Genomic DNA, 21,304 nt, shown 5'->3' with positions numbered 1-21,304 from the left:
GACAACCTACCTGCGCCGTCGGGCCGTCGGGCCGCGGCGCGCGTGGGTGTAGGGTGCCGCGTCAATGGCCATCAGCTTGCCGCACGAAAGTGCGCCCGCGGTGCCTGCCGGGGGGGACGCGCACTTCAGCCTCTCCAGCAGCGCGCGGGTGCTGGGTACTCTCCACCTGGGTCCTGGAGCCAACATCGCGCAAGGCGCGGTGGTGCGCTCGCATGACGGCGCCGTGCGGTTGGGCGCTGGCTCGGCCGTGTTGGAGAACGGTGTCATCATCGGGATGCCGCAGCACCCCGTCACGGTGGGAGAGCGCACCTTTCTCGACCACCGCAGCGTCGTGCTGGGCGCGGAGGTCGGCGCGCTCTGCGACGTGGGAGGCGCCTCCATCCTCATGCCCGGTGCGCGAATCGGCACGCGCTGCCTGCTGGGGGAAGGAACGCTCATTCCAGCGGGCACCGTGGTGCCGGACGACTCCGTCGTCGTGGGCCGCCCCGGCCGCATTCTCCGCCGAACCACCGCGGATGATTTGGAACGGCTCCGGAAGCGGCGCGGCGGAAGCCTCGACCTGCCGGGCCAACCACTCACCGCTTTCTCCGCGAGAGATCGCGCAGAGGACGCTCCCATGGGACAGCTCTATACGTTTCGCGACAAGCACCCACTGGTGCACCCCACCGCCACCCTCTTCTCCTCGGCCGAGGTGACGGGGGACGTCATCATTGGCCCGGGTTGCATCATTGGCCCCGGGGTCAAAATCCTCGGGGACGGCAATGGCCCGGTGCGCATCGGCGCGGGTGTGCAGGTGCTGGCCAACACCGTGCTGCACCGGCTGTCGGACCACGCGCTGACGTTGGAGGACGGCGTCATCATCGGTCCGGGCTGCACGGTGCATGGCAGCCACGTGGGCGCGAACACCGTGGTGGAGCCGGGCGCCATCCTCTGTGACGGGACGCGGCTGGGACGCGGCAGCTTCGTGGGCGCGGGCAGCCTGGTGAAGCAGGGCAGCGCCTTCGCGGACGGCGCGCACGTGGAGGGCTTCCCCGCGACGCAGACAGGCACGTTGGCGTCACTGCCGCCAGTGCCTCGCTGGGCGCTGCGGCCAGAAGACCTGCCGGGGCTGCGGCGCATCGGCTAGCGCGCCCGCCCGCTCACCGCGGCCTGTCCGTGTGATGGAAGGCCGCCATCAGCGTGCCCATGGCATGGAACGCCAGTCCCATGCCCCAGCCGATGGCGGGGTACTGCACCCACCAGCTCGGCCCCGAAAACAGGTCGATGAGGGTGAGCCCACCGATGACGATGGTGTAGCTCGTCGCGTGTGACGCAAGGCCCATGTAGGCCTTGCGCATGCGGCGCTGCGCCTTGTCGCGTCCCGCGCGCGACGCAATCACGCTCTCCACGGCGGCTTCACTCACGCCCATCTCCCGGGCCATGGCGAGCAAATCCTCCCGGGTGAGCGCGCGCTCCGCGTCCTTGCCCGCGAGCGCGCGGGCCGTGGCCTCGCGGATGATGTCCGCGGCCTCGTTCTGGGAGAAGCTCGAAGGTGCGCTGCGCTGCCGGGTGTCCGCCATGGGAGCGGGACGCTAACGCGGCGCATCCGCCACGCAAAGAGAAGGAATCCCCCCACGCCCGTTCTCGCTGGCGACGCACCTGTCTTCTCCAACAGCGAAAGAGGGAACCCATGTTTCGTGGCATTCGCGGGTCCATGTTCTGTGCGCTCGGCCTCATGGCCGCCGCGTGTGGGGGTGAAGCCTCACGCGCCCAGGTGGAGCCTCCCGTCCAGGTCGTCCCGGAGGCGTGGCTGGGCGAAGCCGCGGGCGCCGAGCTCCCGCACCTGGAGGCCCTGGGCGAGGTCCGCATGCTGAGGGACGTGAACGCGGAGGCGTTGCACCGCGAAGCCTCGGCACGCCAGCCCGCGGGAGGCACGCGCGCCGCGGCGCAGACACCGGCCCGGCCGGCCACGGAGCGCTCCTTCATTGGCATCGACGTGAAGAACAACAAGGCCTACCGCCTGCGCACCGACGCGGCCAACCTGGGCCGCGTGGCGGAGGAGCTGGCGCGGCGCGGACTCAACGGCGCCTCGCGCGGCACGCTGGATGACGCCGCGCGATTGGAGCCGGTGAACAGCGATGAGGCCCTGACCGCCGGCACGGTCTCCGGCCAGACGTGGAGCAACGGCGTGGACACGCGCATCCGCATGGGCCTCACCAACGGCTATGCCACGAACTCGTGGCCCTATCGGACCATCGGCCACCTGAGCGCTGGATGTTCCGGTGCGCTCGTGGGCCGCCGCGTCGTCGTCACCGCCGCCCACTGCGTCGTCAGCGCGTACAGCGGGTGGAACCCCATCTTCAACACCTTCACCGCTCGCCGCGACGGCGCCACTGCGCCGTGGGGTGTCCAGGACGCCATCTGGTACTGGGTGCCGGAGGGCTACATCAACGGCTCCTGCAACAGCGTCGCCAGTTGCAACCAGCATGACGTCGCCATCATGGTGCTCGCGGACAACTTCCCGAACGGCCACCCGGGCTGGATGGGGCACTGGAACGCGCCCACGGACACGCTCAAGACGTGGTCCACGTACATGCGAGGCTACCCCGGCTGCAGCCACGTGGCGGCCCCCGCGAGCTGCACGGCGCGCACGCTGTACGGCGACGTCAACCTGTGCAAGACGGGCAACGCCTACAGCCCGGACGCGGACGGCTGGCACCAGGAAATCGAAATCGGCTGCGACGGCAGCCCGGGCCAGAGCGGCTCGCCCATCTACTCGTATGACGCGCCCGTCTCGGGGCCGGTCGTGGTGGGCCAGTACAACCAGTACTACTGCGACGCCGCGGCCTGCGCGGGCAACGCCTTCCCGAACAGGATGGGGCACCTGACGCCCTCGTGGAACAACTCCATCAGCTACTTCAAGTCGCTCTATCCCTGAGGAGCGCGCCGGCCCGCCAGTGACGGCTTCCGGGCGCTCCACTGCCCCCGGGGGCCGTTCCGCGTCGAGCGGCCCCGACAGAATAATGAGGCGCCCACGCACCTGGTGAGGACGATGCCTCCATCCGACGCCGCAACTCTCGGGAGCAGCCACCGGCAGCCCGCCAGCGAAACGCCCGTCGGGTATCCCCTGGAGCATGACCACACGGTCCAGTTCTATGAGGACGAAGCCTTCGTCGTCGACATCGTCGAGGCCTACATCACGGGCGGGCTCGAACGCGGAGACCCGCTCATCATCATCGCCCAGGCGAGCCACCGTCAGCGGCTCATCGCGCGGCTGATGGCCGCGGGCGTGGACACCGAGGCGGTCATCGCGAGCGGTCAGCTCACCCTGCTCGACGCCCGCGAGACGCTGTCGCGCTTCATGGTGGGTGGACGCCCGGACTGGGAGCGCTTCCGCGAAGTCGTCGGCGCCGTGATTGAGCACAGCCTCGCGACCGCGCGCCCCGGCGCCAAGGTCCGCGCCTACGGCGAGATGGTGGATGTCCTCTGCATGGATGGGATGCCGGACGTGGCGGTGGCGCTGGAGGCACTGTGGAATGACCTCAGCGTGCTGTACCCCCTGTCCCTGCTGTGCACCTACGCCATCGGTCACTTCGGCCAGGCGGCGCACGCGCAGCCCTTCCTCGACGTCTGCAAGGCCCACGCACACGTCCTCCCCACCGAGCGCTACACACGGCTCGAAGGCACGGCGGGGCGCCTGCGCGAGGTCAGCCTCCTCCAGCAGCGCGCCCAGGCCTTGGAGGCGGAGGTCCAGCAGCGACAGCAGGCCGAGCAGGCCCTGCGCGAGGCGCTCCACCACCGGGATGAGTTCCTGGCCCTGGCCAGTCACGAGCTGAAGACGCCATTGACGGCGCTCCAGCTCCAGCTCCAATCACTCCCCTCCGCGGCGACGCGGAAGGATGGTGGCGGACGCCTGCTGGAGCGGCTGGACAAGGCCATCCGCCATACCGAGCGGCTCGCCACGCACATCGACGGGTTGCTCGACGCCTCCCGCATGGGAGAGGGCCAGGTGCCCTTGATGCGGGAGCCGCTCGACCTGTCGCGGCTCGTCCGGGAGACAGTCGCCCGCGCCAGGACTCCGGCGGCCGAGGCGGCCTGTCTCCTCCACCTGACGGCGGACGCCCCTGTCGAAGGCGTGTGGGATTCGCTGCGGATTCAGCAGGTGGTGGGCAACCTCCTGGTCAACGCCTTCAAGTACGGCAAGGGCCGTCCCATCGAGGTGCGGGTGGAGGGCGCGCCGGACCACGCGCGCATCTCCGTGAGAGACCACGGCATCGGCATTGCCCAGGAGCACCAGGCGCGCATCTTCCAGCGCTTTGAACGCGCCGTCCCCTCCAGCGCCTTTGGAGGCCTGGGCCTGGGGCTCTACGCGGCCCGCCAGGTCGTGGTGGCGCACGGCGGCACCCTCCGCGTGGAGAGCGAGCCAGGCCAGGGCGCCACCTTCATCGTGGAGCTGCCCTACCGTCCGCAGTAGCGCGGCGGCCTCAAATCCAGAAGGCCATGTCGCGCTCGGTGTCCTCGGGCCCCGGGCCCTGGCCGCCCTCCCGCAGCCAGCGGCGATACGCCTCGATGTCGGCGTGGTGCAGGTCCGCCTCCGTTCCGGAGTAGACGCCGCCGCCCGGGCCGTCCAGCAGGGCCTCGCGCTGGATGTCCATGATGACCACGTCCTGCTGGATGACCTGCCGCGTGTACCACCGCACCAGCGGCCTCAGGGCGCGCCCCACCAGCGCGCCGGGGACATCCACCGGCAACCGGTAGCTGATGGCCGTATAGACGAGGCTGTCCGTGGGCCCGATGGGCGTGCACTGCGAGTTGATGACGAAGCCGTGCTCGCCCCACAGGTAGTCCACGCGCGTGACGTTGGGGACGTAGAACTTGTCCGTGTGGAGCAGCGGCAGCCCGCGCGGATTGAAGAGCCTGCCCAGGCCCGTGACGGTGTCCTGGGCCTGCTTGTACGTCACCAACACGCTGCCCGCCGTGCGCCGCACCGTGGCCGGCACCCGCTTGCTGGCGGGCCTGCGGAACCAGCCTGGATGCACGAAGAGCGTGTGTGGCACGTCCATGAAGTTCTCGACGAGGTTCGTCACGCCGTTCGGGAAGCGCGTCACCATGAAGTAGACCGTCCACCCCGCCTGGCCCCAGTACGGCACGCGGAACGGCGCGGCCCGCGCGGGCTCGTCGCCCCCCAGGTAGACGAACACGAGGCCGTCCTGCTCCACGGCGGGAAAGCGCGTCAGGCGCCCCAGCGCGCAAGGCGCGGTCGCCAGTCCTTCCCGAGCGCAGGCGTTGGCGTCGAGCAGCTCGCTTCGCTGCGAGGGCCCCAACGAGGGCACCTCCACCACGGCGCCCGACGCGTCGTAGACCCAGCCGTGGTACGGGCAGCCGATGCGGCCACCGAAGACCGCGCCCCGGGACAGCCGCGCGTTGCGGTGCAGGCACCTGTCCCTGAGCGCGGTGGGCTGCCCATGCGCGTCACGGAAGAGGACCACGCCCGTGCCGAAGAGGGTCCGCGCCAGGGGCTGGCCGGGCTTCAGCTCGGTGGAGAGACACGCGACGTACCAGAAGTCCTTCAGCGCGCCACAGCGCGTGAGGTCGGCTTCGGCCTCCAGGTCCACGTTGGGGACGGGAGAGGTGTCGCGCGGATGCAGGCGCAGCGGCGGTCTCATGTGGCGGCTCCGGAGAAATGGTCCGACCAGCCCGTCAGGCGGTGCAGGTCCACGGGCTTGATGTCGCCCGCGCGCTGGCCCAGCGCGACGCAGCGGGCCTCGTAGCGGCCTGCCCCGTCCTCCACGCGCACGGCGCGCACCGGACCGAGCTGCCCCAGCTCCCGCGCGTAGCGATAGTGGTGTCCCTCACAGAGGGCGTGCTCCACGGCCTCCGCGGCGGCGGTGAGCCGTGAGGCGGGGGCGTCCGTCTCCAGGAACAGGACGTAGGCGGGCGCGGGGCTCCACTCGGGCGCCAGCATGGCGAAGCCGGGCCGCGCGCCGCCAAGGAAGTCCGGAAGCACGGCGTCCAGCACGGCCCCCACCCGCGTGGCGGCGAGCTTCTCGCCCACCAAATCACTCACGGCATCCGCCCGGCCGACGAAGCGCAGACAGGGCGTCGCGTGCTGGAAGCCCTCCACGCGGACCAGGTCTCCCAGGCGGTAGCGCAGCAGGCCGCCCGAGGTGGACAACAGCACGGTGTACGTGCGGCCCCGCTCCAGCTCGTGCGCGAGGCGAGGCCGCGCGGTGGGGTGCTCGCCGTCGATGAACTCGAAGAAGTGGCTGCGCACCGCGAGCACGGGAGCGGGCGCATCGAAGAGGGGCACGGTGACGACGCCCTCCGTGGCCAGCAGTCCCTTGCCCTGCACCTCCACGCCTGGGAAGCGGCGACACGCGGCGGGGAGCGCGTGGGCTGCCTGTGCGTCCGTCCACATGCTGAGCAGCGACAGTCGAGGCCATAGCGCGCGGGCGCTCCAGTCACCTCGCAGCACCTCGCGCAGCAGCGAGGCCCGCTGCGGATGCGGCGAGAAGCGCATCCGGGCCAGCACCGTCCGCAGCGCGGCTTCATCGGGTGCGGCGCCGGACGCAGGCGGCCGGCAGCGCCCTCGCGTCAGGTCATCGGCCAGTCGCTCCCCGTGCCGCTCCAACGCGTCCATGAGGAGCGTGAGGAAGCTGGGGTTCCACACGCTGAGGAGTGTCAGGTCCTCGCGCGCGACGAGGTGCCAGAGCGTCACGTAGCGGCAGGAGTCCACGTCTGGCAGGGCCCCCACCTCCCCAGGCACCGCGAAGATGCGCGACAACAAGGGGCGCAGCACGCGCGAGAAGTAGGCGCTGTCCTCCGCGCTGCCCACGGGAATGCCGCCCGCCGTGCGGACCTGCCTTCGCGCCAGCGGGGAGATGGACCAGTAGCTGGCGCCCTCGCGCAGCGCGGGCCGGCGGTGGAGCAACTCGAAGAGCATGGGGGCCAGGGCGCGCTGGAACTCGGCCAGGAGGCCGCGCGTCATGGGCACCCGCTTGCTGGCGCCCGAGGAGCCGCCAGAGAGCTCGAAGCGCAGCACCGGCTCACGCGTGAGCACCCGGGCCTCACCCGCGGCGATGCGCTCCACGTCTGGAGCCAGCGCGTCCGGTGTCACCCACGGCACGGCGTCCTGGAAGTCACGAGCGCAGCGGATGCGGTGGAAGCCAGGAATGCGCTCCGCCTGCACGCTGCCCGCGGCCGAACGAAGCACCCGCTGCAGACACACCGCCTGCGCGGCCTCGGGGTGGCGCAAGGCCCGGTGGAAGCGCAGCGCGGAGGGAGCGAGCACGGCCCGCAGTCCCTCCAGCGGCAAGGAGGAAGCACTCACGTCAGCCTCACGTCCCCACGCGGACGCCCGCGTATCTCAACCCGCGCAGGGCCCAGCCTCGAAGCTGCCCGGACACGCTCCGCCCCAGCGCCAGGAAGAGGTCCCACCAGCGAATCTCCACCAGGCACACCAGCTCCTCGCCCTCGCCATGACGCGGGTTGCGCTCGGCGAAGAAGGCGATGTCGGGGTGCAGGGCCGCCGCGCGGTCGATGGGCGCGATGCCATCCCGCACGCGATAATGCGCGCCCTGGAAGCGAAGCGTGCCCCGCGCCGCGTCGTACTGCGCGCCGAACCAGCGGGCGGCCAGCGCGTGCAGGAAGTCGGCGCGGCCGGGAGGCGGCGTCCAGCCCCGCCGAGGCATCGTCCTGGGGAAGTAGTTCACCGCGAGCAGGTACGTCTTGAAGCCGGCGCTCAACAGCAGCCAGTGCACCGGCCGCAGGGGGTGGCGGAGCTTGCGCGACAGCACGAAGCGGCCGAAGCACACCTGCAACACCTTGTGGCCCCACCAGTCGGGGTGGATGACCGTGTCGCCCGAATACACCACCTCCACCCGCTGCCCGGACGCGAGCTCATCGGCGACACGCAGCGTGCTGAAGCCCACCAGCTCCCCACCTCGCCGCGTGTGGAGGAGGATGACGTACTGCTTGGCCTCCAGGTCCTCCGCGAACCGCTCCGGCGACACGCCCGTGTAGCAGCGCTGCATCAGCGCCAGCATCCGTCCCCGCTGCGCGTCCGTGAGCGCCTCACGCCGCACCGTCGAGCCCTTGAGCGGCGACATCATGGCCGGGCACGCCCCTGCAACACCTCCGCGTCAGGAGGCTGCCGGAGCTCCTGCGCGCGGTCCGGCGTCAGCGACACCTCCTGCACGTCCCCTCCGTACCAGTGCACCCGCGCCGTCACGGGCCCCGAGTAGCGGCCCAGCCCGAAGTGCAGCCGGGCGTCCGCGGACGCGGAGAAGCCGCCCATCAAGCCCACCTCCCGCACCTGCTCCACCTGCTTCCCCGCCTCCTCGTAGGTGACGACCACCCGGGTGCCCACCGCGCTCCGGTGCGTGCGTCCCCCGTGGCCCACCAACGTGAGCCCCACGAAGTGAGCATCCTGGCGCCCCTCCGAGCGCAGCGTGTTGCGATACAGCGACACCGGCCCGTGCTGGTTGGTGATGAGCGCGTCCAGGTCGCCGTCCCCATCCAGGTCCGACAGGAGCACGCCTCGCGAGTTGTCCGGGTCGTCCAGCCCCAGCTCTCGCGCCAGGTCCACGAAGTGGCCGGGCTTCGCGTCACCCAGGTTGAGATACGCGCGGCGCGCTTCGTTCGGGTAGATGGTGCGGCCCCGGATGTCGCCCCACTTGTCCGCGAACGTGTGGACCTCCGGGCCGGACTGCATCAGCTTGTGGTTGACGTACCAGTAGTCCTTGCGCTGGCCGTCGGGGATGCGCCACCGCGCCGCGTCCAGGCGGTCATCCACCATGCCATTGGCCTGCACCAGGTCCGGCCAGCCGTCGTTGTCCAGGTCTCCCGCCGCCGCGCCCCAGCCGAAGCGCCGCTCGTTGAGCGCGCCGCGGAAGGTGGCCTCGTCCCGGAACTCCGGCGTGAAGGCGTCCTTCCCGGGGCCCACCATCCACAGCAGGCTGCCCTCCGCCTGGAGCGAGTGGTGGACGTTGGAGACGTACAGGTCCAACCAGCCGTTGCGGTCGAAGTCCGCCACGGAGGCGTTCATGCCCTTGTACGTGTCCTTCCCAATCTCACCGAAGAGCCGGCCCGCGACGCGGCGGAAGTGCTTGCCGCCCTCGTTGAGGTAGACGTCGTCCGGTCCGAAGTCGTTGGCCACGTACAGGTCCGTCCACCCGTCGCGGTTGAAGTCCACGGTGCTCACCGCCAGCGACCAGTGCGTCTGCGGCATGCCCATGGCGGCGATGTCCACCTTCTCGAAGGTGCCATCACCGCGGCCCCGGTAGAGCGCGTTGAGCCCGCCGTTGGCCGCATTGTGCCAGCCGTCATGCATGAAGCGGAACATGCGGCGGTCTCCGGCGTGCTCGGGCTCGGGCAGACGGAAGAGGTTGAGCGGCACCGGCGGCGCGTAGCCCGGCAGGTGCGTGGTCATCACGTTGAGGACGAACAGGTCCAGGTGCCCATCCCTGTCATAGTCCAGGAAGGTGAGGCCCAGGCTCACCGCGTGGTCCGCCACGCCCGCCGCCTCCGTCACGTCCTCGAAGCCCGCGGCGCCCGTCTCCCGCAGCGTGTTGCGCAACAGCCGGACGGGCCCGAAGGCCACCGCCACCGCGAGGTCCAGGTCGCCGTCGCCGTCCCAGTCCACGAAGGTGCCGCCGCCCGGCAGCCCCTCTTCCCTGTAGCGCGTGGTGAAGCGCTCCAGCGCGGGCACGGGCACCCGTTCGAAGCGGAGGTCGCCCAGGTTGCGATAGAGGACCGCGTGGTCCTCGGGCCGCGCCAGCGGGTGCGTGAGGAACAGGTCCGGCCGGCCATCCCCGTCGTAGTCGCCCACGGCGACCGCATCCCCCACCGCCACCAGCCACTTCGCGACGTGCGCCAGCCGAGGGTCCAGCTCCTCGAGCGTGTTGCCCATGGTGGAGCCGAGCCCCGAGGCTCGCGCCTCCACTCGCTCCATGCGGAAGTCCAGTGGCGTGGCCCGGACACCGGGCGTGGCGGCCAGGGTGTAGCCACCCACCATCAGGCCGCCCAGGCCGCCCACCACCGCGGCGCGCTTCAGCCAGCCGGAGGACACCAGCGTGCGCAGTGACTCGCGCCCCCCGCGTTGCCAGGCGGCGCGCGCGTGGACGAACAGGAAGCGGACCGCGGCGCACGTGAGGGCCGCATAGAAGAACGTGTAGACGCTCTCCTTGAAGTGCAGCACCAGGTCCACCAGCGTCACCGCCAGCGCCAGCAGTATCTGCCCTCGACGCGTGCCTGGAGACGTGGCCGGGTCGGTGAGCATGTAGAAGACGAAGATGAAGAACGACGGCGCTCCCAGCGTGCCGAGGAAGAGGACCTCTGGCGGCAGGTGGTGCCGGAGTACGTAGGCGCGCAGCGCCGTCTGGAGCGCGTAGAAGCCGAGGAAGCTGACCACCAGCCACCCGCGCCCCACCCGGAAGAAGAAGAGCACGAGCGCCGCCATGAGGATGAAGGCGGAGAGGGCCACCTCGCCGTTGGCCCACTGGTAGGCGGGCGCGGCGGTGATGAGCTCCCGGGTGAAGAGCAGCGACATGGCCACGCCGAACATCGACGGATTGAAGACGTGGCGGCCCTGGAAGGTGAGCACGTACTTCGAGCCGATGGCGATCCACACCGGCAGGAGGAGCAGCCAGCTCGAATGCGAGTAGTTGAGCAGCAGCGCCAGCGAGCAGCAGGAGATGTACGCGCTCAGGGGCACGACCTTCTGCCGCTTCAGCCCCCAGCCCAGCGCGACGTCCAGCACGCTGCCCGTCACCACGATGGTGGCCATCTGCCACGGGCTGCGGTTGAAGCCGAAGAAGGTGAAGCCGAGCACACCGTAGAGCGTCAACAGGAGGGCGAAGGGCAGGCGCGGGTCGTTCCAGCGAGGCCAGACCCAGCCCCAGCGCTCGACGCGGGGCGCCGTGTGCAGCGGGATATACACCTGTGCAGCCGGGCTCACCCCGGGACCAACGCTCATCGAAGCCCGCCTCCCACCAAAGCGCGTCGCCGCGCGCGTGCGGAGCGTGCCCCGTGGAGCGCGCGCTGTCCAATCAGGTCAGGGGCTTGCATGAGTCCCTCCTGTCCGTGCATCCATGCCATGCCCAGGGCGTTGCAAACTCCGGGCGCAGGTCCTCCAGCACGCACCTTCCGATGCCCTCTCCGCACACCCGAGCCCTCCTCGCCGTCCTGGCTGCTGTCTGCATCGTGGCGGCGGGCGGGTTCCGCCACGCCCAGAACGTGAAGGGCTCGCGAGGCGGACGCATCTCCGGCCCCAAGCTGGCGTGGCTCTTCTACGCGGTGTTCCTGTGGTTCCTCGCGTGCCCGCTGGTGGCGCTGGACGCGGCGGTGCCGGAGGAGGCGCGAGGCGTGCTTGGGGCGTTCGCCGCCTTCATGTGGCTGCGCGGCGTGGCGGAGCTGTACCTGCTCTACGGCGTGAAGCGCTGGCGGCCCCCGTATGGCGTGGCCCACGACGTGGCGTGCATCGCGCTGGTGCTCGGAGGCCTGTACTGGGGTCGGGCGCGGTGGCTGGGCGTGCTCGGCCCCGAGGACCTGTGGGCCCTGGCCTTCCTGGTCCTGGTGCTCGTGAGCCTGGTCGTCGAGGTCGCCTACGCGGCCCTGTTCTTCCACGCCGTGGAGGGCCGCACCACGGGAGAGGACGGCATCTGGTTCGCGGACGAAGCGCAGACCCGGTTCCGCCGCATCAACCGGCTGACCCTGGCGCTCAACGTGCCCCTCTACGCGGGGCTGGTGGGCCTGCTGGCGGTGGGGGCGTGGTAGGCGAAGTGACGGCACGCGCGGAACAACCCGAGGCATGACTGCTACACTGCGTCTCCGCGCTGGCGCTGCCGGACCTCCTGCCCGCCGATTCGAAAAGCCATGGGACACCCCACCCTTGAGAACGAGACCCCCTTCGCCTTCGACATGATGGGCCTCGCCGACGAGGACGGGAGTCCTCTGCTGCTGCTCGTCGTGAAGGCCACATATGCCATTGGGCCCTCCGGGCTGAAGCTCGCGGACGAGCAGGTGCCCGTGACGTGGAGCGGTGAGTCCTGGGGCAAGCCCGGCGCGTCCAGCGACAAGTACGAACCCGAGAGCGCCTTCATCAAGCTGGCCACGGACGTGGCGCTGATTGGCCATGCCTACCCGCCCCAGAAAGGCGCCACGGAGGCGCTGGTGGCGCTTCAGGTCGGGCCACTGAAGAAGGCCGTGCGCGTCGTGGGCGAGCGGACCTGGTTCAAGAGCATGGGGCACGTCACGGCCACCAGGCCGCTCCCCTTCGACAAAATCCCGCTCACGTGGGAGCGCGCCTTCGGCGGCTGGGACAGGACGGACGCCGCGAAGCCTTCCTTCGAGGCGCGCAACCCCGTGGGCGTGGGCTTCCGCGCCAGTCCTCGCCACTTCGAGGAGGGGCTGAAGTTGCCCAACCTCGAGGACCCCTCCACGGAGCCCCTGCGTGATTTCGGCCAGAAGGTGGTGCCCGCTGGCTTCGGCTTCATCTCCCCGCACTGGCAACCTCGCGCCAGGTACGGCGGCACCTACGACGAAGCCTGGAACAAGACGCGCAAGCCCATGCTGCCCAAGGACTTCGACCGGCGGTTCTTCAACGCCGCCGCGCCGGGCCTCGTCGCTCCCGGCTACTTGAAGGGGGACGAGCCGGTCATCATCGCCGGCGTCTCGCCCAAGGGCCGGCTGTCCTTCGCGCTCCCCGGACAGTCCGCGCCGGTCGTCACCGTGGCGCTCGCGGGCGGCGAGGACGCGACGCCCCCCATGCACCTGGACACCGTGACCCTGGACACCGACGAAGAGCAGGTGACGCTCCTCTGGCGTGGACACGTTGCCCTGGGAGAGGGCCTCCACGACGTGCGGGGCCTGAAGGTCACCGCCCAGGGTGTGAGCGCGCCCAAGGCGGCCTGAGCGGAGCCGGCGTAGGGGCATGTATCCAGCGACGCCGCCGCGCTCCGGCTGCGCGGCTGCTCAACTTACACCGCGTGGCCCCACTGGAGTATCGGTCAGAGACCCTGGCTCGTTTTGGAGAACAGCTCCACGCCTTTTCAAATCGGACACGCCAGGACATCCGGAAAGCTGGCGTCATGGAACCTGGCGCTCACCTCAACAATCTTTTCGAACGACTCGACTCACGGTAACTGCCCCATGCCATCCTTCTTCATCCTTTCGACTGTTCGGGAGCCGAAGAACTGCGTCATCAACGAAGAGCCCGAATCGATCCGCGCCACGAGCTGGCGCATCAGTCGCGGCTTGCGCATGGACGAGCGGTTCCCCGTGGACGTGGTGCTCCAGATGGATGGGGAGAACAAGGGGCTTGCGATCCCAGACATCATTGCAAACACCGTACAGTTCGCCATCGTCTCCAACCGGTTCAAACAGTTGCTCGCTGAGCATTCCGCCGCCCACATCGAGTTCCTCTCCGTCTCCATCGCCAATCACAAAGGCCGGATTGCAGCCAAGGACTTCTTCGTCGCGAACGTGCTCGACCAGCACGACTGCATTGACCTGGAGCGAAGCGATGTAGAACAGCTTGGCTTGGAGCCAGAAATTCTTTCTGGCCTGTTCCGGCTTCATGTCCTTGAAGACCGGATTCCTCCCGAAGCGAAATTCTTTCGCCTCAAATCCATGCCTTCCGTCATTCTCATTCGTGACGACCTGCGTGCGGTTATTGATGCAGCGGGAATCACGGGCGTGAAGTACATTGGCATGGGCGACCGCTGCCGCATCTACTGAGCCAATCCTCCGACATGTTCTCCGATACGCTGTTGACGCGCACCCTGTTTGAGCCGTGCCCGCTGATGTAGCAGGCGGTCAGGAGGATGGTGGAGAAGGTGCGCCGAGGGTGCGTGAGCACTCTCATGTACGGGCGCCAGCAGCCACTGCGGAATGAGCACCGGGACACCCTCAGCCCGCAGTGCGGTGGCAGCGGTTGTCGTCGTAGAGCCAGACGGGCAGTTGGGCGAGGACGTGTGAGGTCGAGGGCAGTTCGTTGACGTAGACGTAGTCGCGCATGAGGTCTTCAGGCCATGCCGTTGCAATGGGGCAGTGGCCACTCGCACCGCGTGGCCCCACTGGGGTATCCTGCTCCCCTGGAGGTGGTTGGCATGCCCGTCAATACCGGTGTGAACAAGATGTCCGTGGTGACGAAGGACAGCGGCGGCGTCACCGTCGCCTTCCCGGACGTGTGCAAGACGCCCAGCCCGGCCGGCCCCGTGCCCATCCCCTACCCCAACGTGGCCCAGTCCTCCGACACCGACAAGGGCACGAAGAAGGTCTCCGTGGCCGGCAACCCGGTCTGCGTGAAGGACTCCAACTTCAAGACGAGCACCGGCGACGAGGCCGGCACCGCGGGCGGCGGCGTGGTCTCCGGCAAGACGAAGGGCAAGGCGGAGTTCGTCAACTTCTCCTTCGACGTGAAGTTCGAAGGAAAGAACGTGGCCCGCGCCTTCGACCTGATGCTCCACAACGACAAGAACACGCCGCCGTTCCCCGTCATGCAGGGCCCTGTCATCGCCATGGGTGGAAGCGAAGGCAAGCCCAAGTGCCTCGTCTGCGACAAAGAGGTCTGACCCTCCGAGCCCGACCATGGCCAAACGTGATGGACGGTTGTTGCGCTGGGATATCCATGAAACGCACCTCGACGAGGCCGCGTTCCGATGGAGCCAGTGGGAGCAAGCCCTCGACGCTCCCGATTTCACCCTGACCGACGTCTCGGAGCTGGAGGAACAGCTCGCGGCCCACGTGGATGGACTGGTACTGGGAGGAGCGCCGGTTGCCCGGCGGCTGCTCGAGCCCGCGCTCACGTCCGAAGAGCCAGAGCGCATCGTCGCAGCCACCCTGGCGCTCCTTGGAAGCGATGCGCCGACCGGGCCCGCCGCGCTCCTGGCCGCGCTTGCCGAGGCGGAGCCCCCCACGCTCGCGCCGCTCCAACGCGCCTTCGAACTCAACTGCCCGCCCGCCCTTGGCGTGGGGTTGTCGTCGCTGTTGAAGCAGGGCGACACCCGCCCCGAGCTCCAGGCGCTCGTCCTGGACACGCTCGGCGCACAAGGCCTTGTCGACGCTCCGCTGTGCCAGCCATTCGTCACACACCCGCATCCCCTGGTCGCCGCCGCCGCGCTGCGAGCCGCCAGCCGCAGCCGGGTATCGGTTGAGCCCACCGCGATTCAACGCGCGCTGGAGTCCAATGCTCCGCTGCTTCGGGATGCCGCCATCGCCGCCGGCCTCCAGGCCGGGCACCGGAATGCATGGGCCACCTGCCAGGCTGCAGCGGAGCCTCAAGGGCGTGGAGGCCGGCTCCCTCTGCTCGCGCTGGCCCTGAATGGCGACGAGCGTGACCTCAAGGTCCTCCTGGGGCTGCTCTCCGTGGAGCCGCGCCGGCCTGACGTCTTGTGGGCGCTTGGCTTCGCTGGACGGCTGGCGGCCGCGGACGCCTGCTTGGAGCAGATGCACGACAAGGCCACGGCCGCGCTCGCGGGCGAGGCCTTCAGCGCCATCACAGGACTCCGCATTGAAGGGCCATTCGTCAGGCCCCCAGAAGAAGAGCCCGAGGAGCCCACACCCCTGGAGTCGGAGGATCTGGATGCGGACCTCAAGCTCAAGCCCGAGGACGCGCTGCCCGTTCCTCACGCGGAGCGGGTCGCGGCCTGGTGGCAGGAGAACCGGCCCCGGTTCGACGCCAGGCAGCGGTATCTCGTGGGCCAGCCACTGACGCCTCAGGCACTCCTGGAGGCGCTCACGACGGCGCCCATGCGAAGGCGGCATGCCCTGGCCCTGGAGTTGGCGTTCCGCAGCCGGGGCGCCATTCAGGTGCCCACGCGCCGCTGGGTGTCCACGCAACTTCAGGCGTGGACGGAAGCACGCGCGACACCGGCGTCGTCGTACAGCCGCCCCTTCGCCGAGGGCCTGCGCGGGTAAGCGCCAGCCCCTCTAGAGGCCCGGGGTCGGCGGTCCTCGCGTCAGCCCCATTCAGTGGCATGATGAAGGTTTCGAACGCTGGGAGGGAAGTCTGGTGGCATCCCACCAATCCATGACATTCGCGCTTCGCGCCATGGGCGCGGCGACCTCCCTGGGCGCTGTCGTCCAGGCCGCGGCGGCAGCCCGGGCGGGAATCGTCCGGGCCAGCGAGCTGGCTCAGAGCACATGCCTTGATGAAGTCACGCACGAGCGTGTCGCACTCGTGGGCCACACGGCGGGGCCCCTGACGGAGGGCTTCGAGGGAATCGGTCGGCTCGTTCAGCTCGCCATCGCGACACTGGTGGACCTGGAAGCGTCCGCCCACGGGACCTGGTGGGGACAGCTCGAAGTCTTTCTTTGCCTTCCTCGCAGCCTGGGACAGGGCACGAATCCGCCACGGGATTCCACCGACGTCGCACAGTTACTGGCGTCTCGGCTCCAGGCCGAGGCCCGCTTCATCCCCGCGCCGGCGTCACTTCACCTCTTCCAGGAAGAGCGCGGTGGGACCATTCACGCGCTTGAGAAGGCCATGGCGTTGCTCTCCGAGCGGCGGTGCGACCAGGCGCTGGTGCTGGGCTGCGATTCGCTCGTGTCTCCAGAGCGGATTGAGGCGCAGCTCGATGCGCGGCGCCTGAAGACACCGGATCACCCAGTCGGGTACATGCCGGGCGAAGGAGCCGTGGCATTGCTGCTGGAACGTCGGGACCCAGCCAGGGAGCGCGCAGCGCCACCCGTCGCCTACCTCTTCATGCCGACGGCGGCCCAGGAACCGCGGAGTCTCGATGCGAAGGCGCCTCCCACCGGCCACGCGCTGGAGGAGGTCCTTGCAACGGCCCTGGCCCGGGCAGCGGCCACGTCGGTTCCAGAAGGAAGCCTCTATCTGGACCTCAACGGGGAAGAGTTCCGTGCCCGGGAGTGGGGACAGACGTTGCTGCGAGCGCGGGATATATGTCGCGTCGGTGACTGGCAGCCTGTCATTCCAGCCATGAGCTTCGGCGAGGTGGGTACGGTGTCCCCGCTGGTCTCGGTTTGCCTCGCCGCGCGGGCCTTCGCCCGAGGCTACGGTCGAGGAAGACATGCGTTGATTCTGGTGTCCGGCGATGACGGTCATCGCGCCGGCCTGCTGCTCGAGCGAGGGCCCCTGCTCCAGCGTCCACTGACAGTGATTGCGGGAGGTGTCCAATGAGCCTTGAAAAACACATTACAAAGACGCGCAAGCGAGAAATCGTCACGGAGCGGGTGAGTGGATTTCAAGGCAACTGCGCCACGGGCTTCAAGCGGCCCGGGTACTGGGAGGCACACCACATCGTCTGTATTTCCTCCGTGGGAAAGCGAAGGGCGGACTACCCCCAGTCCCCAACCCTCGCCGACTACCTGGAGGCCTGCCTGTGGGTGACGCCGTGGGACATCAAATCCGCGCACAATCTCATCGGACTTCCCTTGAACCGCCAGTACCGCGACTCGGATGGGGAGAGCCCGGAGGACCTTCCTTCCCACCAGGTCGACCACAACACCCGGGACGGCTATACGGACGAGGTCTCCAAGTACCTCAAGGAGAACGTCTGGTGCTCGCTCACCTCGAAGAAGGAGGTTCATGATGTCGACATCGCGAAGCTGAAGGATGAGCTGAGAAGTGCCAGCAGTGAGTTCCGCGAACGCCTGGAGTCCCGTGGCGCGCGGAAAGGGGGCACGAAGCTCTGCTGGAAGAACCGGCATGATGAGGGCTTCGCGCGCAAGTGGTACTACCCCTTCTCGATGGGGAAGACTCCCAGTCATCGCTCTCCCGGCGCGACGTATTCGCTGATGGATTCCATCTTCAAGAAAATCAAACTGCCTTTCTGAGGCTCGAGGTGAATATGAGCGACATGCCTGTCGTCTGGGAGTGGGATGTCGGAGAGCGTTTCTGTGTCCTGGATGGCGTCCAGAACGTCGATGACGAATATCAGCTCAGCAAAGGCATCAGCCGGGCTGATGGATTTCCGGCCGATGCGAGCTTCGCCATGTCCGCCAAGCACCGGAAGTACGTGGCCCTGGCGGACAACATCAGCAATCTGAACCGGGCCCTGGTCGTCTCCCGCAAGCTGAAGGAGGCCATCGAAGCGAGGCGTCCGCGCGATGTCGAATTCCTTCGCGTCTCGATTTTCGACCACAAACAGAAGCTGGCCAGCAACGACTACTTCATCATCAATCCGTTCAATGTCATTGACTGCATCGACAAGGACAAGTCCAAGTATCGATGGAACAACATCGATCCGGAGAAGATGAGCTCCTGCACCAGGCTCGTGCTCAAGCCGGAGGCCATCCATCCCGAACTGCTCCTGTTCCGGCCCCGGCACCTCGAATACTACGTCTTGATTCATCCGGACCTGGCCGCGGCACTGGAGGACGAGGGGTTCACGGGCCTCCGCTTCACGCCCATTGATGAGTTTGAGTCCTGAGCCGGTCGGAAGGTCCACCTCGATGAGCTTGCACGCCCAGCAACAGCGAATCATGGAAGAGCTCCGGGAGCATCTGGCCGTCATTGCGGGCGGCCGTCCCGCGGCGGAGCTGGGAACGGTCTACGAGGAAGTGGAGCAATGCTTCCAGGCGACGGCCTGCTGTGCCTTGCTCGTGGCAGCGGACAGGGAGAGCTTTCAGAAGCACCTGTGCTGGGCGGCGCTGGCACGCCGGGACTTCCTTCGTCGCCTCCGTGACGAGGCCACCCTGAACGACTTTCGCTGCGCCAGGAGCCGGAGCGAGGCCTTCTTCTGTGCTGTGGCCGCAGGCGACATCGCGCTGGCTGTCGAGATTGGCGACCTGTCTCCCTCTGCGTGGATACCGGATGGAGAGTACGAAGATGACTTCGCGTACCAGCATTTTCTCCATCAATCCTTGAAACGCGCCGAGCCAGCAGCTCGGGAGGCTGTCCTCCAGCAGCTCAAGAGGGCTGTCGCGGGCATCGACTCCAGCCGCTTCGACGTATGCCAGGCGTTGAATCAGGGCGCTCACGAGGAATTCGAGTCAGCCCTGGAAGCGGTCATCGACCGGCACTGCTTGGAGCTGGAAGACTTGAGACCGCGGTCCGCGGATGTCTCGACGTTTGAGCCGCGAAGCCGCGTCTTCATTGAGGGGCTGGCGCTGCTTCGCATCGCGAGCGAGCTGGGCCTTCGCTCCGAAGCGCGCACCTATCGTCTATGTCCATGGATGGGACGCGAGGGCGCCTTGGAGACCAGGCCGGACGATATCTTCGCGGAGATGGCGCATCTGGGCGGCAGGAAACCGCGCGGGAGTTGAATCGCTCTTGCGCTATCCATGCCGAAACTGGACGCCAGGCAGCGGTATCTCGCGGGCCAGCCACTGACGCCTCAGGCACTCCTGGAGGCGCTCAAGACGGCGCCCATGCGAAGGCGGCATGCCCTGGCCCTGGAGCTGGCGTTCCGCAGCCGGGGCGCCATTCAGGTGCCCCGGCTTCGGAAGTGCCTCCAGCAGTGCATTCTTGGCAAATACCGGCAGAAACTTCGAGGTCACGGGATTCTCGCGAACAGTCACAGGTGACCCGACTGCGCCAACTCCGTGACCAGGATATTGGTGGGATCCGACGCCTCGAGTGCGTCTACCAGTCGCTCGCTGACCACATATCGCTGCGTGTCTCTGTCAATACGGAACAAGTCCGGCGCATGTTTCAACTTCCGCGGGTCGAGCACTCGCTCTTCGATCCGCACGATGTCCTGGCCCAGATACTCAATCTGGCTTTCCTGGAAGTCCAGGCAGTCAAACGCACCAATGGGATTGATGAACCCATAGTCGCGCGAATGGATGCGCCCTTTGTGATTATAGAGGGTGAAGGGCAGGTATTCGACCTCCATCCCCGAGCACCGTCGCGCGAATATCTCGCGAGTCTTCGAATCCACAATGAGGAAGCGCTTGAAGTTTCCTATCAAAGAGCCAGTCTGAATGCCTGGATACGCCTCGCTCATATGGAGCCTGGCATCCGCTGGGAAGAAGGGGGCGGCCTTCTTGCCCACGGACAGGTAATAGCTCTCCAGCCCCATGCCTTCGGGCTCGCTATCGAGCAGACAGAGCGAACTGTCGTTCGTGTCGCCCAAGGTTTCGATCATGAAGTAGTTCATGGAAGAATTGATTCCCTACGGCGCCTTGCGCTTGCCCAGCCCCCTGGACGCGGCCGGTCCAGCGTCTGGGCGTAATCGGTCATGATGCAGTCACCCAGACATGCCCGGGCGGCCCGTACCCAGAACCCCAGCAGCACGAAGCCGCTGGCCATGCCCTCCAGGGGATACCCCATCAACGGAACCGTGTCCTGAGCTTCTTCATCATGCCCCCTGAAGTAGGACAGCGGACGCGCGCAGCGGATACCTGCCCGGATGGCGGAACACGCACGGGGAGCGCCTTGCGGCGCCTCTGCTGATGGCACTCCCTCAATTGCGTGCGCCATTCACTGGCACCTGGCCACCCACGGACGGCAGCATGGGGGCTTTCAAGGCATCGCATTGCCCCCGATTGCATTCGCGCTCCCAGAGGCCATCAAGCTGCGCCCAGCCGCTCCACCAGCAGCGCCAGCCCCCGTCCCACGATGGCGCGCCGGACCTTGGCTCTGTCCCCGGTGAAGACGTGCCGCTCCACCGTGGCCTGTCCACCCCGCTGGAGCACCGCGAGGTAGGCCAGGCCCACGGGCTTCTGCGGCATGCCGCCTCCGGGTCCCGCAATGCCTGTCTCCACCAGCACCCAGTCCGCCGTGGAGCGCGCCAGGGCACCGTGGGCCATGGCCTCCACCGCCTCCGCGCTGACGGAGCCATGCGCTTGCAGCAACGCCAGCGGCACGCCGAGCTGCTCCACCTTGGACTCGTACGAATAGGGAATGAAGCCGCGCTCGACCACCGCGGAGGCGCCGGGCACCTCCGTCAACGTCGCGCCCAGCAGGCCGCCCGTGCAGTCCTCCACCAACGCCAGGCGAACGCCCGCGGCGCGACACCGCTCCAGCGCCTGCCGCGCCAAGGCCTCCAGGGCTGCTTCCGTCATGCGCCCCACTCCAGCGCATCCGCGGCGAACCTGCACGCCCAAGGATGGCCGCACCGTGCATTCCCGGCCGCGTCCTCGCTCGGGCGCCGCGCCGCGTCCGAGTCCACCGTGGCGCCCGGTGGACGCGCCAGCGCCGGGGACGCCGTCCACGGTCGCACAGTCCGTTGACCGCCACACCCTGGCCGCACTCAGGGTGCCCTCTGCGGCGGATTCCTTGACCCCTCCGCGCTCGTGCGCAACAGAGTTCCGCCCGTGTCCTGGCGAGCGTGGAAGGTTGGAGTCCTGGCCCTGATGGCCGCGTTCCTGGCGGCCTGCGCGTCCAGGCCGGCGGCCCCTGCCCCTTTGTTCTCTT

Annotated in this window: 19 protein-coding genes; 12 read left to right on the top strand and 7 right to left on the bottom strand. The window is 68.3% G+C overall.

Translation table 11 applies throughout. The features are described from left to right. Positions 1-64 precede the first annotated feature (64 nt). The gene (locus G4D87_RS03110; protein WP_163778530.1) at positions 65-1,126 is read left to right on the top strand and encodes a UDP-3-O-(3-hydroxymyristoyl) glucosamine N-acyltransferase; all 1,062 of its coding nucleotides are present in this window, start codon (positions 65-67) and stop codon (positions 1,124-1,126) included. Positions 1,127-1,139: 13 nt separating this feature from the next. Here G4D87_RS03110 and G4D87_RS03105 read toward each other — a convergent pair whose 3' ends face one another. Next, positions 1,140-1,559, bottom strand: coding sequence for a 2TM domain-containing protein (locus tag G4D87_RS03105; RefSeq protein ID WP_163778527.1), 420 nt, complete (start codon positions 1,557-1,559; stop codon positions 1,140-1,142). A gap of 134 nt (positions 1,560-1,693) precedes the next feature. Here G4D87_RS03105 and G4D87_RS03100 point away from each other — a divergent pair, with 134 nt between their 5' ends. Together G4D87_RS03100 and G4D87_RS03095 are read left to right on the top strand one after the other, a co-directional pair. Then, positions 1,694-2,917, top strand: a complete 1,224-nt coding sequence (locus G4D87_RS03100) for a trypsin-like serine peptidase (RefSeq protein WP_240357970.1) — start codon at positions 1,694-1,696, stop codon at positions 2,915-2,917. 114 nt (positions 2,918-3,031) lie between these two features. Further along, positions 3,032-4,453: an ATP-binding protein gene (locus G4D87_RS03095; RefSeq protein WP_163778522.1), complete on the top strand. Its 1,422-nt coding sequence runs from the start codon at positions 3,032-3,034 to the stop codon at positions 4,451-4,453. Between the two features lie 10 nt (positions 4,454-4,463). Here the strand turns inward: G4D87_RS03095 and G4D87_RS03090 are convergent, their stop codons facing one another. Genes G4D87_RS03090 through G4D87_RS03075 form a run of 4 tightly spaced genes read right to left on the bottom strand, consistent with a single transcriptional unit; the run spans position 4,464 to position 10,954 of the window. Continuing rightward, positions 4,464-5,645 (bottom strand): aromatic ring-hydroxylating dioxygenase subunit alpha, encoded by a 1,182-nt coding sequence (locus tag G4D87_RS03090; protein ID WP_163778519.1) that lies wholly within the window; start codon positions 5,643-5,645, stop codon positions 4,464-4,466. Further along, entirely contained in the window at positions 5,642-7,309 is a 1,668-nt protein-coding gene (locus G4D87_RS03085; RefSeq protein ID WP_163778516.1) for a GH3 auxin-responsive promoter family protein, read from the bottom strand. The genes G4D87_RS03090 and G4D87_RS03085 overlap by 4 nt, the downstream gene beginning before the upstream one ends. Before the next feature lie 7 nt (positions 7,310-7,316). Further along, entirely contained in the window at positions 7,317-8,090 is a 774-nt protein-coding gene (locus G4D87_RS03080) for a hypothetical protein (RefSeq protein ID WP_163778513.1), read from the bottom strand. Beyond that, a complete protein-coding gene (locus tag G4D87_RS03075; protein ID WP_163778511.1) occupies positions 8,087-10,954 on the bottom strand; it encodes an FG-GAP-like repeat-containing protein in 2,868 nt (955 codons plus the stop codon). The genes G4D87_RS03080 and G4D87_RS03075 overlap by 4 nt, the downstream gene beginning before the upstream one ends. Before the next feature lie 173 nt (positions 10,955-11,127). On the opposite strand from G4D87_RS03075, the gene G4D87_RS03070 reads away from it, so the two are divergent. From G4D87_RS03070 to G4D87_RS03030, 9 genes are all read left to right on the top strand, one after another. Beyond that, positions 11,128-11,754, top strand: a complete 627-nt coding sequence (locus G4D87_RS03070) for a hypothetical protein (RefSeq protein ID WP_163778509.1) — start codon at positions 11,128-11,130, stop codon at positions 11,752-11,754. Positions 11,755-11,853: 99 nt separating this feature from the next. Further along, positions 11,854-12,891 carry a DUF2169 family type VI secretion system accessory protein gene (locus G4D87_RS03065; RefSeq protein ID WP_163778507.1) on the top strand — a complete coding sequence of 346 codons (1,038 nt, stop codon included), beginning with the start codon at positions 11,854-11,856 and terminating at the stop codon, positions 12,889-12,891. A gap of 237 nt (positions 12,892-13,128) precedes the next feature. Further along, positions 13,129-13,716, top strand: a complete 588-nt coding sequence (locus tag G4D87_RS03060; RefSeq protein ID WP_163778505.1) for an imm11 family protein — start codon at positions 13,129-13,131, stop codon at positions 13,714-13,716. A 371-nt stretch (positions 13,717-14,087) separates the two neighbouring features. After that, the gene (locus G4D87_RS03055; RefSeq protein ID WP_163778503.1) at positions 14,088-14,552 is read left to right on the top strand and encodes a DUF4150 domain-containing protein; all 465 of its coding nucleotides are present in this window, start codon (positions 14,088-14,090) and stop codon (positions 14,550-14,552) included. A 16-nt stretch (positions 14,553-14,568) separates the two neighbouring features. Continuing rightward, positions 14,569-15,897 carry a TIGR02270 family protein gene (locus G4D87_RS03050; protein ID WP_163778499.1) on the top strand — a complete coding sequence of 443 codons (1,329 nt, stop codon included), beginning with the start codon at positions 14,569-14,571 and terminating at the stop codon, positions 15,895-15,897. A gap of 112 nt (positions 15,898-16,009) precedes the next feature. Further along, positions 16,010-17,122, top strand: coding sequence for a beta-ketoacyl synthase N-terminal-like domain-containing protein (locus G4D87_RS03045; protein ID WP_163778496.1), 1,113 nt, complete (start codon positions 16,010-16,012; stop codon positions 17,120-17,122). Beyond that, positions 17,119-17,778 (top strand): AHH domain-containing protein, encoded by a 660-nt coding sequence (locus tag G4D87_RS03040; RefSeq protein WP_163778494.1) that lies wholly within the window; start codon positions 17,119-17,121, stop codon positions 17,776-17,778. The genes G4D87_RS03045 and G4D87_RS03040 overlap by 4 nt, the downstream gene beginning before the upstream one ends. A gap of 23 nt (positions 17,779-17,801) precedes the next feature. After that, positions 17,802-18,374 (top strand): imm11 family protein, encoded by a 573-nt coding sequence (locus G4D87_RS03035; protein WP_205507401.1) that lies wholly within the window; start codon positions 17,802-17,804, stop codon positions 18,372-18,374. A gap of 22 nt (positions 18,375-18,396) precedes the next feature. Beyond that, positions 18,397-19,209, top strand: a complete 813-nt coding sequence (locus G4D87_RS03030) for an Imm49 family immunity protein (RefSeq protein ID WP_176411667.1) — start codon at positions 18,397-18,399, stop codon at positions 19,207-19,209. 251 nt (positions 19,210-19,460) lie between these two features. Here the strand turns inward: G4D87_RS03030 and G4D87_RS03025 are convergent, their stop codons facing one another. Both G4D87_RS03025 and G4D87_RS03020 read right to left on the bottom strand, forming a co-directional pair. Further along, on the bottom strand, positions 19,461-20,045 hold the full coding sequence (locus tag G4D87_RS03025) for an imm11 family protein (RefSeq protein ID WP_163778485.1): 585 nt from the start codon (positions 20,043-20,045) through the stop codon (positions 19,461-19,463). A gap of 412 nt (positions 20,046-20,457) precedes the next feature. Further along, a complete protein-coding gene (locus tag G4D87_RS03020) occupies positions 20,458-20,952 on the bottom strand; it encodes a CinA family protein (RefSeq protein WP_163778482.1) in 495 nt (164 codons plus the stop codon). Positions 20,953-21,304 lie beyond the last annotated feature (352 nt).

This window comes from Myxococcus vastator (assembly GCF_010894475.1).
GTDB classification, from domain to species: Bacteria; Myxococcota; Myxococcia; order Myxococcales; family Myxococcaceae; genus Myxococcus; species Myxococcus vastator.
The sequence above is the reverse complement of the archived record's forward strand: the minus strand, read 5'-3'. Positions and strand labels throughout refer to the sequence as shown.